This window comes from Tianweitania sediminis (assembly GCF_017813335.1).
Lineage (GTDB): Bacteria > Pseudomonadota > Alphaproteobacteria > Rhizobiales > Rhizobiaceae > Tianweitania > Tianweitania sediminis.
The window spans coordinates 68406-84025 of the sequence record NZ_JAGIYY010000005.1; the positions used below are offsets into that span (position 1 = coordinate 68406).

The window sequence follows — 15620 nt, forward strand, 5'->3', positions numbered from 1 at the left end:
GTCGGGTGACCAGTTGCCGACACGGCGGGCGGGCGTCAACTCCCCTTCTGGCATCGGGCAAGTTGCGGTTCAGGCAGGCGCCGGATCGCAGCTGACACCGGATCAACAGCGGACCTGATGCTGCAGCGTGGGAGGCAGAGCTAACCCGTTTCCCAGGCGCCGCGTTCAAGTTGCAAACGGTGCCGAACCGTGTCCTCGTCGATGCCGCATCCGGCGAGCACGCGACCCGCGAGCTCCAAACTGCCTTCAACCGTTTCGGGGACGGTCGCGGTCGCGCCGGCCTTCAAGAGGCGTTTGGCATGGTCGTGGTCGCGCGCGCGGACGTAGAGCGGCACATGCGGAACTGCTTGGCGGATCCGCTGCGTCAGGTTCTGAGTGACCATCTCGTCACCGATCGTGATCACAAGGGCCATCGCATGCTCGACTCGTGCTGCGCTTAAGACCTCAATGCGCGACGCGTCGCCGAACCGAACCGGTTGTCCCAGGCGGCGTGCTTCGGCGGCAGCTTCCGGATTACAATCGATCGCCAGGTAGGGGATTTGTTCACGATCGAGCACGGACGCAATCATCCGTCCAACCCGGCCAAAGCCGGCCAGCACCACATGTCCCTGAAGGTGCGGCACGAATATGGCCTCCGCTTCCTCCTCTGCGGTGGCCGAGCGCCGCTGCAGCGCTGCGCCGAGCCGTCGTGCCCCGCCGGCAAGCGCTGGCGTCACCAACATGGACAGCCCCGCGACGATGAGCATGAACTGCCCAACGGGCTGCGGGAGCAGGTCCAGGCTCATCGCCAGACCGACCACGACGAAGGCGAACTCCCCAGCCTGGGCGAGCAACAATCCCGTTTCCACCGCGACATGCCGCGGCAATCCCCACACTAGGCAGAGGGCGATATTGATCGCGGTCTTGAGCGCGATGAGCCCCACAACAGAGGCCGCAATCAGCACCGGTTCCGCGCCAAGCGTTCTCCAGTCGATCCCCATGCCGACCGACATGAAGAACAAGCCCAGCATCAGCCCCTTGAACGGATTGATGTCGACCTCAACCTGATGCCGGTATTCCGTTTCTGCAATCAACAGGCCGGCGAGGAACGCACCGAGCGCCATCGAGAGGCCAGCGAGGCCGGTCACCGCCGCGGTGCCGATCGCGATCAGCAAGATGATCGCCATGAAGGCCTCGCGGCTTTCGGTTCGGGCAACCACGTGCAGCAGTCTTCGCAGCAGCAGCCTGCCCAGGAAGTAGATTGCTGCCACCGTCCCAGCCGCCTTGGCAATGGCGAGGGCAAGGCTGCCCGCAAGGCTGCCGCCTCCTGCGGCGGTGCTGACGATGCCGACCGCAAACAGGATCGGCACCACCGCCAGATCCTGCATCAGGAGAACGGAAAACGCCGTTTGCCCGACGGGGGTGCTGAGACGCCGCCGCTCCACAAGCAATTGCGTGACGATGGCGGTTGATGACAGGGCGAGACAAGCGCCCAGCAGAATGGAAGCCTCAACGGAATTGTCCCAAGCCCAGGCGAGGATCCCGATTGTTGCGGCCGTAACGAGGATCTGCGTCGAGCCCAGCCCGAACACCGATCGGCGCATCGCCCAAAGCCGGTCAAACGACAGGTCCAGGCCAATGGTGAAAAGCAGAAAAACAACGCCAAGCTCCGCCAGCGCCTGAACGCCATCGAGGTCACTGATCACCAGGGCCGCCACGACCGGGTTCTCGTCCGCAAGCAAGCCGAGGCCGAACGGGCCAACGAGGCCCCCGATCAACAGGTAGCCGAGAACGGGACTGATGCGACGCTGCAGCAGCGGCACGATGACCCCTGCGGTGATCAGGAAGATCGTGACTTCCCGGAGATACGGGATGTGGACGTGCTGCTCCATGACTCATCTATTCGGCCACAGCGTGAGTCGTGTCGAGCACCCCGGAGCATTCTTCCCCGAAGCCCTAGATCAACGGGCGAACGGCAAGCTTGAGAAAACAACCAACCGGCGCGCACGTGAAGAGAAGGAAGGGTATTCGGCCGGCGGTCAGCATGGCTGAAACGCGAGCCTGCGGCCGGACACTGGCGCCGTGTTTATGCCTCTGAACCAAAGTGGCGCACCCGACAAGATTCGAACTTGTGACCTCTGCCTTCGGAGGGCAGCGCTCTATCCAGCTGAGCTACGGGTGCAGGCCGGGCGCGAACCGCGCCGGGATGTCTTAGACGAAGGCGGGCGCGGCTTCAACGGGTATCGACAGTGGATCAGCGCGAGATGCCGAAGGCAGAGGTCACAAGTTCGAATCTTGTCGGGTGCGCCGGAGTGGCAGGTTTGTGGCGGGGGAGGGGCGCTATGTGACGTCGTTTAGCCGATAGGATCCTCCTCCATCGATAACAGCGCCAGTGCCGGAAACACTTCGATCAACAAGTGCCCTCCGACGCGCTTCGCGCCTGCTCGGCATCATCTGAGGCGTTCAGCTCGTGCTTGAAACGCCGGATCGGCGCGTTGTCGTCGAACATGCCGATCTTCGACGTGTTTGCCGGCTGGACGCCTCCGCGGGCTCAGGAGATCGTTCAAGCCGCGACACGATCTACCGGACGCATGCCTGACTTCTTGGGAATAATCGTGGGCCAGCGCGATATGCGGACGTCGCATTCTGCCAGGTTCAGGTTCTTTGTGCATAAAGAGCCTACGCGAATGTAAGGTCGCAAAGCGGCTTCACAAACGGCAGCGCAATTGAACCCTTCCCGCAGCAGGGATGCCACGGACCACCATAGGAGCCGCAGCCGCATAGCCTTAGCGGCGAGATACAGCCGCTGGCTCATTGACTCCTTGCGAACGGCCAGGACCAGTCTGGCACCGAATGCACGACGGTTGCCGCATATAGTGCATCCACCGCGATCCCCCAAGCTATCTGAGCCCATCGGCAGGCGCGATCCTCAAGCGCGGCTACTTCAGCCTGCTACGCGATCGCCTATGTGAAACATAGAGCTCGCCTATTTGTCCTGATCATTAAACGATCTTAGGCTGACTGGTGCCCAATTGATGAGCATTAGGAGCCTCGTTATGATTTCATCCTCCCTGCGGAAGGCGATCCTTGGCAGCGCCATCGCCGCCATCTTCCTGAGCACTGCACCACTACGCGCGGCGGATGTCGAAATCCGTCTGGCTCACGTGCTCGCTGAAAGCCATAGCTGGCATCAGGCTGCTCTTGGGTTTGCAGAGCAAGTTGCCGCCGAAACGGAGGGACGGGTTGAGGTAAAGATCTTCCCGTCCGGCCAGTTGGGGACCGAGACTGAAGTCATTGAGGGCCTCCAGTTCGGTTCTATTCAGGCCGCCATCATCGGCAGCGGTTCGTTTCAGTCTATCGAGCCGAAGATCGGCATCATCGAAATGCCCTATGCTTGGCCCTCGCGCGAAGTCGCTTTTGAGGCGCTTGACGGTGAGCTGGGCGATCAGCTTGCTGCGTTGCTCGCAGACAAAGGCATCGTCAACCTGGCTTGGTGGGAAAACGGACTCCGCAACGTCACCAACAATCGCAAGCCGATCGAGACACCTGCAGACCTCAAAGGCCTCAAGATCCGCGTGACCCCCGATCCAGTCCGCTTGGCCGCGTTCCAAGCTCTTGGCGCAGAACCCGCTCCACTGGCGTTCGGCGAACTTTATTCAGCCTTGCAGCAGGGTGTCTTCGACGCACAGGAAAACCCGGTCTCCATCATTCTGAGTTCGTCATTTTTTGAGGTGCAAAAGTATCTCTCGCTGACCGAGCATGTTTGGGGCGCAGCCTGTCTCGTTATTTCCAAGTCGGTCTGGGATAAAATTTCCGAAGAAGATCAGGCAGTTGTTCAAGCGGCCGCAAGAAAATGGCGCGACCGGCAGCGGGAGATGGTCGGGTCAGCCAGCGCTGAGGTGATCGCTGAGCTCAAACAGAAAGGTATGCAGGTCAACGAGGTCGACAAGGCGCCCTTCATTGAAGCTTCGAAGCCAATCTGGGATGCGCAGGCCGACACTTTTGGGCCGGAGTTGATGTCCGCTATCGAGGCATATCGTCAGTGAGTGACCTCGTGTGCGAAGTGGTCGAATTGGACGGGGTAGCCCCCGTTCAGTTCTTCGATTTTCAGCAACAAGTGCTGTTCTCGCCCAAGGAGCGGGGCGAAGGCTTTATCAAGTTCGCAATAAGCACGGGTAAGCGCGGCGCCAAGAGTGTCGCTCATGCTCATCCCCGGGACGAGGTTTCTTTCACGATCAGGGGTGAAGCGATCTTGAGGGCGGCCAACAGAGAGTATCACCTGCGCGAGGGATCCGCCGTTCGGGTGCCGCCCGGTCTCCACCACACGGTAGAGGTCGTTTCGGAAGAATGGGTCGTAATCGCCGCCTACTGCGATGAATGCTCGCTTTGTCGGGCAGATATCAAGATTCCTGCGATGGCTATAACGGAAGATCAAGATGCTGCGAACATCTGATGAAGCACGCACATCAGCCGCCGTTCACATTCTGGATCGATTCGCGCTCCTTGTTGGCGCAATCGGCGTGCTGGCCTTCACCATACTTGTCGCTTACACGGTCGGCGCTCGCTACCTTGTAGGACGCACTCCATTCTGGTCGGAGGAACTCCCGCGCCTCCTACTGATCTGGGTGACCTTCATAGGCGCAACTGCCGCCTTTGCCCGCAACACACACTTTGAGGCGGGCCTGCTGCCGTTGATCGTTCGCAGTGACCGGGCGCAGCGTGTCGCGCGACTGGTCGCATCGCTGGCTTCCGTCATCTTCCTCTTGATCCTTGCAAAGACTGGCTTTGACATCACCAGACACACCTGGGGCAACCTTACGACGGCGATGCGCTGGCCGGTGGGGCTGACCTATCTCGCGCTTCCGGTGTGCTGCTCCCTCAGTGCTGTGGCCGTAGTCAGCCGTATCCTGAGCCGGAACTGATAAGATGACTTTCGAACTTGCTCTCCTTCTCGGCGTGTTCGTCGCACTTATTCTCATCGATGCTCCGATCGCGGTCGCGTTAGGGCTAGCGTCCGTCGTCTACATTTTCGTAGCGGATCTCGCGCCGATGATCGTGGTTGCGCAGCGCGCCATTTCCGGCATCGATTCCTTCACGCTGCTGGCGATCCCGCTATTCCTGTTCGCCGGCCTCTTGATGGTGCATGGGGGCTTGGCGCCACGCATCGTCCGGCTCTGCTCGGCGCTAGTCGGTCGAACCACAGGCGGACTCGCCATTGTGATGGTAGCAGCCTGCATGCTTTTCGGTTCGTTGTCAGGTTCGGGGGTGGCCGACGTCGTCGCGATCGGCACAATGTTGCTTCCCGCGATGAAGGTGCGTGGCTATGATGAAGGCTTCTCGGCTTCGTTGCTTGGCACCGCCGGTTCGCTGGGATCGGTCATTCCGCCTTCGATCGTCTTGATCGTGTATGGAACTGCCACCAACTCATCCATTGGCCAACTTTTTGTCGCCTCCATCATCCCGGGTATCCTGCTTGGTTTCGGGTTGATGGTCGCAGCTTATTACATCTCGCGCAGGAACGGATGGAAGGGCGGCGAAGCCTTCGCCTGGCCGGAGTTCTGGAGCGCTCTCCGCGGCTCCCTGCTGGCTTTGCTCGCGCCGGTAATCATCATCGGCGGCATCCGCGGCGGCTTCTTCACGCCAACGGAGGCCGCTTGCATCGGCGTGGTCTATGCGCTCTTCATCGGCGTCTTCGTTTACCGAGAGCTGACCGTTCCCACGATCGGAGACCTGCTTCGCCAAACAACTGAAATGACCGGTGCGATCCTGTTCGTCATCGCGTGTGCGTCGATCTTCGGCTGGATCCTTGCAGCTGAGCAGGTGCCTCAGCTCGCGGTTGATACCATCTCGGGGCTCACCGACAGTGCCACCATTGCGCTTCTCTTGATGATGGCCGTGATGCTCGTGCTCGGCACCTTCATGGAGTCAATCGCAATCATCCTCGTCCTGGCGCCGGTGTTCCTGCCGATCCTGCGCGTCTACGGCATTGACCCGGTTTATTTTGGCATTCTCCTGACGATCAACCTGGCCATTGGAGCCAACACCCCGCCGCTCGGTATCGATTTGATGGCGGCCTGCCGGGTTGGTGGCATCCCGATGTCACGCGCGTTTGGCTATCTCCTACCATTCATCGGTGTGATGACCGGCATCCTGATCTTCCTCGTGCTTTTCCCATGGATTGTCACGGGCCTGCCGCACCTGATCTTCTGACGACGGCCATCCGCCCGGCCAATACGCTACCTAAAGGATGAAGATGTCGATCTCACCTGTCGCTGGCATGTCCCTCGACCGCTTCTGGGCTACCATCGAAAGCTCCGCCAAGATAGGAGAAGGGCGTCCGGGCGGATTGGCGCGCCTGACACTATCTGATGCGGATCGGCAGATGCGTGATCAGTTCGTTGTTTGGTGCAAAGATGCGGGCCTGAGGGTCACTGTCGACGAGGTGGGCTCCATCTTCGCGCGGCGGGAAGGCGCCAACGCTGAGGCCCACCCAATCCTCATTGGCAGCCATCTTGATACGCAAATCAATGGCGGGCGCTATGATGGGATCGCCGGCGTTCTGGCCGGTCTTGAGCTTTGCCGAACCCTTGATGACCTCGATTATAGAACGGAGCGGCCTATAGAGATCGTCAACTGGACAAACGAGGAAGGCTGCCGCTACTCGCCACCTATGGTTGCTTCGGGATGTTTCGTTGGCGCCTACTCTCCCGAATGGGTTCATGAGCGCATTGGCGACGACGGCAGCCGCTTCGGCACCGAGCTTGAGAAGATCGGCTATCGTGGCATTATCCCTTGTGTGCCGCGCTCGGTGGATGCCTACTTTGAATTGCACATTGAGCAAGGTCCTCTTCTTCACGCTGAAGGATGCGAGGTCGGTGTTGTAACTGGCGGCTTTCCGAGCCACGGCATGCTTGCCCGCTTTGCCGGTGAAACCGCTCATACGGGTCCTTGGCCGATGGAGTTGCGCCGAAACGCGCTCGCGGCGGGCGCGCGTTGGCTTTCAGCGGTTGATGATCTCGGAATGGAGTATGCCGGCACCGGCGGCAAGGCGACGGCAGCACGACTTGCAGCCTGGCCAAACAAGCCGGGCATCCTGTCAGACACCGCAGACGCCGTCTGCGACGTGCGTCACGGGGATCCTTCAACCACCAAGGTAATGGCGGAGCGTATGCGGCGGTCGCTTTTTGAGGCTGCAGCACGCAATGGCTGCGAGGTTGAGATACTGGACGAGTGGCTGTGGGGCGGTGATATCTTCGATCCCACCCTTATTGCGTCTGTCCGGCAACACGCTGGTCGGCTCGGCTATCGCTGGCGCAACATCGTCAGTCAGGCAGGACATGACGCCTACTTCATGGCTCGCCATTGTCCCACCGCCATGGTGTTCACACCCTGTCGGGGCGGCATCACGCACAACAACCGCGAACATTGCGAGCCTGACGATTTTCGCGCCGGCCTTGATGTCCTACTGCATGCGGTGGTTGAGCGGGCAGACAGGAGCGAGTGAGCAGGATGCTCAATTCGCCGCCGTGAGCCTCTCGGTTGCTCACGACGCGCTGGTTGACGAAAGCGCGAGCAGTTCGTCTACAACACCAAGGTATGTTCGCTCGACGGTTCGTAGCTCGACGTTCGGATTGGTGACCATGTAGACGTCAGCGCCTATCGAACCCTGAAGCGTTGGCAGGGGATAGATCGACCCCGCCGCCACATCCTGCTCGACTGCCGTGATGGGCAAGATGCCGATGCCGAGGCCGGACATTATCAGGCGTCGCACTTCTTCTAAGTGGGAGCTCGAGCCGACGACACGCTGCCCCAAATTAGAACCACTCCGCAGCATGTCCATCGGCTCGAAATTTCCGCCGTCGACAGCGCAGGTGAACGCCACAAATGGCTCCTGCTGCAAAGAAGCAATCGACACCTCTTCCTGCCCGAATAGCGGATGCTCACGACCGCAGAAAATTGCGAAGTTCTCTCGACACAGAAGACGGCACTCGAGGCCGACAACCGGCTTCATCAATAGGCAGACACCTATGGGCGTAGCCTCTTGCACCACCTGACGGACAATGGCGCTGCTGTTGGCCACGTCAATCCGCCAAGTCAGAGAGGGGTGCCGCTGATGCGTGAGCCGAATCGACTCATCAAGCAGGAACGACTGCAAGTGGCTGACGACGGAGAGGCGTAGGAGGCCGGTCGTGATATCCTGATCCCGCGCAATCTCATTGCTCAAGCGCGCCACGCTTTGAAATAAGTCGGCGCAATATTTTGCGACGATCTCACCGTTAGCGGTGAGAGCGAAGTGACGACTGTTCCGTTCGATTAGTTGCACACCCAAAGTGTCTTCCAGCCGTTGCAGCGCGAGCGAAACTGTGGGTTGGCGGAGAGCCAAACGCTGTGCTGCTCTCGTAATGCTTCCTTCTTCGACGATGAAATGAAAGGTCCGCAGCGAATTCCAATTCATATCGGTGACGAGCTGGGCGATAGGTCGCATATCACTGCTTCGGAGCCGGTTGCACGCTGCGCTGTCGGATTTCGGATTTTTCAGAACTGCGCAACAACTAGCGTATGGAGTAAAGACCGGTCAAACGCGAGCGCCGCTAGGGCGTCGGTCGCCTGGACGACGACGCAGCCAGGATTTCTACGGGTGCACTCGGCCACGAAAGACCGCCAACCTTTAACAAGGCAAGCCTTCTCCACAAGGGGAGCTCCGATGCGGGTTGAGCCCGTATGCACCCGCACGACGCCATCGAAGAGCCAGAATCCCGGGACGAGAGAAACTTAGTGGCGGCTTGTCCGCCCACGAGGGGACTGTTTCTGCGCGCCAGACGAGAGAGCCGGCGACAGAACGAGAAGGCTGCAAACAAAAGTGTACACTGCGGACATTTGCCAATCGACTGGTCGGCCTAATCCGTATCCGCAAAACTATTTCCCGAATTTTTGCTTGCTCGACGAACAAATGCTCATTTAGGATGACTGACGCTTGCAGCTATCAGGTCAAGCGCCCACCGGAGGAACAACATGATTGCGAAAACGCTGAAGGGCTTGGCCCTTACTGCAGCGCTTGGACTTGCAATGTCGCACGGCACTGCGCAGGCTCAGGAAGCAGCTGGAAAGAGAATCGGCATTGCTGCTCGCGAGATCACCAACGACTACAATCGCGACATCATCGCGGGCGCCGAAAAGGTGCTCAAGGAGGCGGGCGCCGAGGTTGTTGTCACCGACGGTGGAGCCGACCCTCGCAAGCACAATGAGAACATTGAGAGTCTGATCAATTCCGGTGTGGCCGGCATCATTGTTCAGCTCGGTGACGCGCAACAGCTTGCGCCCGTTGTGGCTAAAGCCACAGCTGCCGGTATTCCGGTCGTGACAACATCCGTCGGCTCCAAAACGGAAGGCGCTTTGGCGGATGTGGGCGGCGACGACGCCTTGATGTCGGCTATGGTTAGCCGCGCGCTGCTTTCCAGCATCGACTACAAGGGTGATGTCTACGTATTTTGGGTGCCGGGCGCTCCTATCCTAGAAACGCGCAAGCGTATTCTGGAAGCTATGGTCGCCGACTATCCGCAGGTGAAACTGCACGAGGTCCCGACTGAACACAGCGCGGCGCGCGTTCAGGCGCAGATGGAAGACATTCTAACGGCCAATCCTGAGCCGGGCAGCGTCGCCGCCGTCTGGGGCGCTTACGACTTGCTTGTTTCGGGCGCTGTGGAAGCAGTGCGCCGAAACAATCGTAGCGAGATCAAGATCGCCTCCATCGACGGCGACCGCGTTGGTTTCCAGATGCTGCTCGATGAAGAAAGCCCCTTCATCGCAACCGTGGTTCAAGACGTTCCGCGCATCGGCTCGCTTGCCGCTGAGGTCCTTTTGCAGGGAATGGCCGGTGAAACGGAGGTCCCGAGCACGCTCTTCACCGATGCATGGCTTGCAACGCGAGCCAATGGTGTTGCCTCGGCCGAGAAGCGTTGGGGTGAGGGAATCTGGGATGAGATGTCCATTCCGCGTGCCGACGTCGAAGGTCGTTGGGACCAGAACGGCGACCTGATCGTCGTGCATCCAATCCTTCCTTAGCCGTCGCGATGAAGGTGGCGGATAATGCCGCCACCTCTTCCTTGAGCTTGCCTCCCGAAAGTGTCCGATGACAACCACCATCGAAGCCGCGCGTCCTGACTCCCGGTTCGCAGCCCCCGTCCTGGAATGCCGCAACATCGGCAAGGAATTTCCCGGCGTGGTTGCACTGAGCGATGTCTCGCTTAGCATTCGACCTGGCGAGATTCACGCATTCCTCGGCCAGAACGGCGCCGGCAAGTCGACGCTCGTGAAAGTACTCACCGGCGTCTATGAGGCTGACCGTGGCGAGATCCTCGTGGAAGGAAGACCGGTCCAGTTTCGCGACCCCCGCGACGCGGAAGCGAACGGCATCGCGATCGTCCATCAGGACCAGCCGTTGGTGGCCCAACTCGATGTCACCCGAAATGTGTTTCTCGGCCGCGAGATCACGCGGGCTGGCGGCGTTCTCGACCTCACAGCCATGCGTGCGAAGACAGCCGATGCTCTTAGGAAAGTCGGCGCCACCTTCGACGCTGATACGCTTGTCGCCGAACTGAGCGTCGCGCAGCGCGAGCTGGCTGCGATTGCCGCAGCCCTCGTCCGCAAGCCGCATATCCTAATCCTCGACGAGCCCACGGCGTCGCTCAGCGACAACGAGGCCGAGCTCTTGTTCGGCATCGTGCGCGGCCTGCGCGACGCCGGTGTGACGATCATCTATATCTCGCACTATCTCGACGAGGTGCTCGACCTCGTCGACCGCGTCACCGTCCTGCGGGACGGTAAACTCGTCGGCACGATGGATGTCGGCGACACGTCGCGCGCCGGCATCGTTCAGATGATGGTTGGCCGCGACATCGAGCAGCTCTACCCAAAGGAGGCGATCCCAATTGGCGAGCCGCTTCTGGAGGTCCGCGGGCTTGTCCAAGGTCACATGCTGCGCGGCGTCGATCTCGATGTCCGGCGCGGCGAGATCTTCGGCATCGCTGGCCTCATGGGCGCGGGTCGAACCGAGCTCGCTCTATCGCTAATCGGCGCCTTGCCTCGCTCTGCTGGAACCGTCACTCTTGGTGGCAGGCAATCAAATCCAGCCAGCCCGCGCGCCGCCAAGCAACAGGGTTTCGCGCTGATCCCGGAAGACCGAAGGCATGAGGGCCTCGTCACCGATATGACGGTGCGCGAGAACCTGACCTTGCCGGAGCTGTCTCGGTTTTCGCGGGTCGGCATCATCCGCTTTCGCAGCGAGCGGGCAGCCGCGACTTCGCTCGTTGAACGGCTGCGCATTCAGCCGCCGAACCTCAATCAGCTGACGCGTAATCTTTCCGGCGGCAACCAGCAGAAGATCGTCATCGGTCGCTGGCTTGCCGGCGATGCCGAAGTCTTCCTCTTCGACGAGCCGACGACGGGTGTCGATGTCGGTTCCAAGGTCGAGATCTACAAGCAGATGGTGGAACTGGCGCGCCGGGGCGCTGCCGTCATCTTCATTTCCTCGGACTTCGAAGAGATTGCCGGCATGAGCGACAGGATCGCCGTCATGCACAAGGGCCGCATCAACAAGCTCTTCCAGCCCGGCGAAGCGACATCGGAAACGCTACTTTACTGGGCATCGGGGTCCGGCGAAGGGGTAAACCCCGATGCCGACACCAAGGTTTCGCTGGCCGACGACGCCGATAGCCAGATGCCATCTGGAACGGCCGTTGCCTCTGCTGCTGAAGCTGCGCCGCCGAGTGTCTGGGCCCGCTGGGGCACGATCGGCGGAATGGTCGTCGTGCTGGCGCTAATCACGATCCTGGCGCCACAGTTTCTCTCGCTCAACAACATCTTCGACGTGCTGAAGCAGGGCAGCGTGCTAGCCTTCATCGCGCTAGGGCTGACCGTGGTGCTGATTGCCGGCGGATTTGACATGTCGGCGGGAGCCGTCAGCCAGTTCACCACGAACTTGGCGGCCGGAACGATGATCGCCGGCATGGGCTCGGCCGCTGCTATCGGGCTTGGCGCGCTTGTAGGGCTGCTGGCAGGTGCGATCAACGCCGCCTTGGTGCTTGTCTTCGGCATGCCCGCCTTCGTTGCGACTCTCGGAGCTATGTTCGTCGCGATGGGGGCAACGCTTCTCTATAATGGCGGGCAGGCGCTCACGCTCTCAAACCAACCCGGCTTCTTCTTCATTGGGCAGGGCTATGTCGGGCCAGTGCCTTTCGTGTTCATGCTGTTGTTGATAGCGACGGGGGTCCTGCATTTCGTGCTGAAGCACACGCGGCTTGGCCTCCGGATGTATGCAGTTGGTCAGAACCTCGTCGCCGCGGAACTACGGGGTATCGGCCGCGCGCGTTATGCGACGGCGTCCTTCATGATCGGCGGTCTGGTCCTCGGCTTGGCCGGCGTTGTCCTGGCCTCCTACGCCTACGGCGCCTCGGCGTTGGCGACGGGCATCGACTTCCTCATCAGTGCTTTGGCTGCGGCTTTCCTCGGAAGCACCTTCAACCGCGCTGGCGAACTCAACGTCATCGGCACGGTCATTGCCGCACTCTTTCTGGCATCTTTGTCGAACGGTCTGATCTTGATCGGCATCTCTAGCCAGGCCCTGCCTGGGATCCAGGGTCTGGTCCTCATCCTTTCCATCGCACTCGGCGTGATCCACAAGCGTGGCATCGGCCAGGTCCTGATCTTCTAAGGGAGCGCTGCGATGTCGAATTCTTCCATCTCCAAGTCCCAAGCGTCCTCGGCTTCAGCGATCGGCTTCCTGCGGGACTACGGTGCGATCCTCGGCATGATCGTCGTGCTGGGCATCTTCTGGTATCTAAAGCCGGCGTTTCTCACGGCCGGGAATATCGAGAACGTTTTTCGCCAGAGCGCCATCGTGATGATCATGGCGCTCGGTTTGACGATCGTCATGAAGATGCGCGGCGTCGACCTGTCGATCGCACAAACGGCCGACGCCGCCGGCTTGATCGCCGCAATGCTCATCATTGCAGGCTATCCCGTCTGGATGGCTTTTGCGATCCCGTTGCTGTTCGGTCTCGTGGTCGGCCTCGTGAACGCTGCGCTGATGGCCTATGTCGGCGTTCCTGCCATTATTGGAACGCTCGGCATGATGTTCGTCATCCGCTCCGGCGAGTTGATGGCAACCAACGGCGCCGAGCCGCAGATCCTGTTCACGCTGCCGCGCGGCGTCACACGCAACTTCCTGTGGCTTGGACAGCGTGACTTTGGGCCGTTCGCAGCGCTGATCGTGCTGGCGATCGTGGTCTTCCTGATCGTCTTCATAATCATGCGCTACACCCGCTTTGCCCGTTACGCCAAGGCGGTTGGAAGCAATGTGCGCGCAGCCTTCCTTGCCGGCATCGACATTCGCATGACGTTTGGCTCAGGCTTTGTCATCGCCGGTGTTCTCGCAGCACTTGCCGGCGTGGCGCTCGTGTCGCGCACAGGCATCGCCATGCCGCGCGGCGCCGAGCCCTTCCTCCTCGATGCCTTTGCCGCCGCGTATCTCGGCACGCTCGCCTCGCGGCAGGGCGAGATGAGCATTACCGGGACGCTCGTCGGCGCACTGTTCATCGGCTTCCTAAGCAACGGCCTGACCTTGCTTGGGCTCGGCGCCCCTTATCGCTACGCGCTGAACGGCGGCTTCATCTTGCTCGCCATGGCCATCGGCGCGCTGAAACGAAAGACCTGACGGAGGATCCCCATGACGCTCATCATCGACGCGCACAACCATCTCGGCACCCGCCATGGCGCCAGCCAGACTGGGGCGGACCTCGTGGCCAAAATCGACGCCGTTGGTGTCGACAAGGCTGTGATGTTCCCCTTCGTCGAGGGCAACTTCACCAACGATCCAATCAAGGAAGCCTACGATCAGTTTCCCGACCGCTTGATCCCCTACTGCGCGGTCAATCCCTGGCAGCCTGACGCTGCTGAGGAAGTACGTCGCTGCGTGCGCGACTGGGGCTTCAAGGGCCTGAAGCTGCACCCAACCATCAACGGCTTCCACCTGTCCGACGCCGGCCTCGTCGATCCGCTTTTCAAGATCGCCGATGAATACGGCATTCCGGTCATCGTCCACGGGGCGAGCGATCTGCTGAACAGCCCACCCGAGTTCCGGATTATGGCAAAGCGCTTCCCGAACGTGGTGCTGCTGATGGCCCATATGGGCTTCTTCTGGTCGGTCGATCAGGCAATCGAATATGCCCAGGAGTGTCCAAACCTATACCTCGAGACCTCGCGCGCGCCGATCTTCGAAATCCAGACGGCCGTGAAGGCGCTTGGCCCCGAGAAGGTCATCTGGGGCACGGACTCACCCTTCGTGGACTATGAGTGGGAGTTCAAGAAGATGGAGCGCGCTACGGACGATGCCGAAGGCTACCGCGCGATCGTGGGCGGCAACATTGCCAAGATCCTGAACATTTCCGGCTGACGAAGGCGCAGGCTCGCATGGCGATTTCAGAACGAGGTGAAGCCGACAGGCGGCTCGATCAGGCGGCACGCGCGGCCTGGCTCTACTATGTAAAGAGCAAGCGCCAGGACGACATTGCGCAGGAGCTCGGCATCTCGCGCCAGATCGTGCAGCGCCTGATCGCGCTGGCTCTCAGTGAAAACCTGATCAGCTTCCAGGTCAGGCATCCGCTCTCTGAATGTATCGCGCTGGCCGACCGTCTCAAAGAAAAGTTTGGGCTGCAGTTCTGCGAAGTCGCCCTAAACGAAGCAGGCAACACCGAAGACATCCCAGCCGTGGCGACGGTGGCTGCACACTACCTTGACAACGTGCTGATGCAAAAATCGCCCGTCACAATCGCCGTAGGGAACGGCACCGCGATGCGTGAAACTGTTATGCGTGTGAGTGCGGCAGAGCGGCCCCAGCATCGCTGCGTCTCCCTTATGGGAAATTTAACGCCCCATGGCCGGGCGAGCCGCCATGATGTGGTGACAAAGCTAGCAGAGCGCATCAATGCGCAGAGCTATCCACTTCCGATGCCCTTGGTCGCTGCAACGGTTTCCGAGCGAGACATTCTGCAGGCCCAGCTGGGCTACAAGACCCTCCGTGGGCTCGTTGACGAAGCTAGCCTGCTCGTCATGGGTAGCGGCAATGTCGGTTGGCAAGCTGGCATCCATGCAGATGGCTTCATCACCGACCCCGAACTCGCAGAGGCCATGGACGCTGGAGCCGTCGGCGAGGTGCTAGGCGGCGTGATCGACAAGTCCGGGCGATTTGTCGAGGTGAGCTATTTCGAGCGCCTGACCTCGCTGTTTCGCGCACCGAACAGCAAACAGGCGACTCTGTTGGTCAGTTCTGGTCAGATCAGGGTGCCGGCCATCCATGCGGCGCTGACAGGCAAGATCGCAAATGCGCTGATTACCGACGAGAATACAGCGAAGTCGGTCTTGGCCGTCTGATCTCCTTTCTGCATGCGCCGGAGCGGCAATCTCGTGCCAAAACAGCGCACTGTTTGCTTGTTAGCTAAGCTATCGATTTCGCCAGAATCCACGTCCTGATCGAGGCCCAAAACGAGGACTTCGGAGGGCAGCGCTCTCTCCAACTGAGCTACGGGTGCAGGCCGGGCGCGAACCGCGCCGAGATGTCTTAGACGAAGAGCCGCGGCTTCAACGGG

Annotated in this window: 12 protein-coding genes and 1 tRNA gene; 10 read left to right on the forward strand and 3 right to left on the reverse strand. The window is 60.5% G+C overall.

What is annotated here, in order from left to right; genetic code table 11:
• Nucleotides 1-140: 140 nt before the first annotated feature.
• Both J5Y06_RS15120 and J5Y06_RS15125 read right to left on the reverse strand, forming a co-directional pair.
• Nucleotides 141-1871, reverse strand: coding sequence for a cation:proton antiporter domain-containing protein (locus tag J5Y06_RS15120; RefSeq protein ID WP_209336029.1), 1731 nt, complete (start codon nucleotides 1869-1871; stop codon nucleotides 141-143).
• A 213-nt stretch (nucleotides 1872-2084) separates the two neighbouring features.
• Nucleotides 2085-2161, reverse strand: a tRNA-Arg gene (locus J5Y06_RS15125).
• Between the two features lie 874 nt (nucleotides 2162-3035).
• On the opposite strand from J5Y06_RS15125, the gene J5Y06_RS15130 reads away from it, so the two are divergent.
• From J5Y06_RS15130 to J5Y06_RS15150, 5 genes are read left to right on the forward strand one after another with little or no spacing between them, the layout of a single operon-like run.
• Nucleotides 3036-4025, forward strand: coding sequence for a TRAP transporter substrate-binding protein (locus J5Y06_RS15130; RefSeq protein WP_209336030.1), 990 nt, complete (start codon nucleotides 3036-3038; stop codon nucleotides 4023-4025).
• On the forward strand, nucleotides 4022-4432 hold the full coding sequence (locus J5Y06_RS15135) for a cupin domain-containing protein (protein WP_209336031.1): 411 nt from the start codon (nucleotides 4022-4024) through the stop codon (nucleotides 4430-4432). The genes J5Y06_RS15130 and J5Y06_RS15135 overlap by 4 nt, the downstream gene beginning before the upstream one ends.
• The gene (locus J5Y06_RS15140) at nucleotides 4416-4901 is read left to right on the forward strand and encodes a TRAP transporter small permease (protein WP_209336032.1); all 486 of its coding nucleotides are present in this window, start codon (nucleotides 4416-4418) and stop codon (nucleotides 4899-4901) included. The genes J5Y06_RS15135 and J5Y06_RS15140 overlap by 17 nt, the downstream gene beginning before the upstream one ends.
• A gap of 4 nt (nucleotides 4902-4905) precedes the next feature.
• Nucleotides 4906-6189, forward strand: a complete 1284-nt coding sequence (locus J5Y06_RS15145; protein ID WP_209336033.1) for a TRAP transporter large permease — start codon at nucleotides 4906-4908, stop codon at nucleotides 6187-6189.
• A gap of 43 nt (nucleotides 6190-6232) precedes the next feature.
• Nucleotides 6233-7483: a Zn-dependent hydrolase gene (locus tag J5Y06_RS15150; RefSeq protein WP_209336034.1), complete on the forward strand. Its 1251-nt coding sequence runs from the start codon at nucleotides 6233-6235 to the stop codon at nucleotides 7481-7483.
• 39 nt (nucleotides 7484-7522) lie between these two features.
• Here J5Y06_RS15150 and J5Y06_RS15155 read toward each other — a convergent pair whose 3' ends face one another.
• Nucleotides 7523-8464: a LysR family transcriptional regulator gene (locus J5Y06_RS15155; RefSeq protein WP_209336035.1), complete on the reverse strand. Its 942-nt coding sequence runs from the start codon at nucleotides 8462-8464 to the stop codon at nucleotides 7523-7525.
• A gap of 527 nt (nucleotides 8465-8991) precedes the next feature.
• Between J5Y06_RS15155 and J5Y06_RS15160 the strand changes: the two genes are divergently transcribed.
• The 5 genes from J5Y06_RS15160 to J5Y06_RS15180 all read left to right on the forward strand — a co-directional run bounded on the left by J5Y06_RS15160 (nucleotide 8992) and on the right by J5Y06_RS15180 (nucleotide 15405).
• Entirely contained in the window at nucleotides 8992-10041 is a 1050-nt protein-coding gene (locus J5Y06_RS15160) for a substrate-binding domain-containing protein (protein ID WP_209336036.1), read from the forward strand.
• Nucleotides 10042-10108: 67 nt separating this feature from the next.
• On the forward strand, nucleotides 10109-12688 hold the full coding sequence (locus J5Y06_RS15165) for an ATP-binding cassette domain-containing protein (protein WP_209336037.1): 2580 nt from the start codon (nucleotides 10109-10111) through the stop codon (nucleotides 12686-12688).
• A gap of 12 nt (nucleotides 12689-12700) precedes the next feature.
• Complete coding sequence (locus tag J5Y06_RS15170) at nucleotides 12701-13690, forward strand: ABC transporter permease (RefSeq protein ID WP_209336038.1); 990 nt, start codon at nucleotides 12701-12703, stop codon at nucleotides 13688-13690.
• Nucleotides 13691-13702: 12 nt separating this feature from the next.
• Nucleotides 13703-14428: an amidohydrolase family protein gene (locus tag J5Y06_RS15175; protein ID WP_209336039.1), complete on the forward strand. Its 726-nt coding sequence runs from the start codon at nucleotides 13703-13705 to the stop codon at nucleotides 14426-14428.
• Between the two features lie 17 nt (nucleotides 14429-14445).
• Nucleotides 14446-15405, forward strand: coding sequence for a sugar-binding transcriptional regulator (locus J5Y06_RS15180; RefSeq protein ID WP_209336040.1), 960 nt, complete (start codon nucleotides 14446-14448; stop codon nucleotides 15403-15405).
• The last annotated feature ends 215 nt before the right edge of the window (nucleotides 15406-15620 follow it).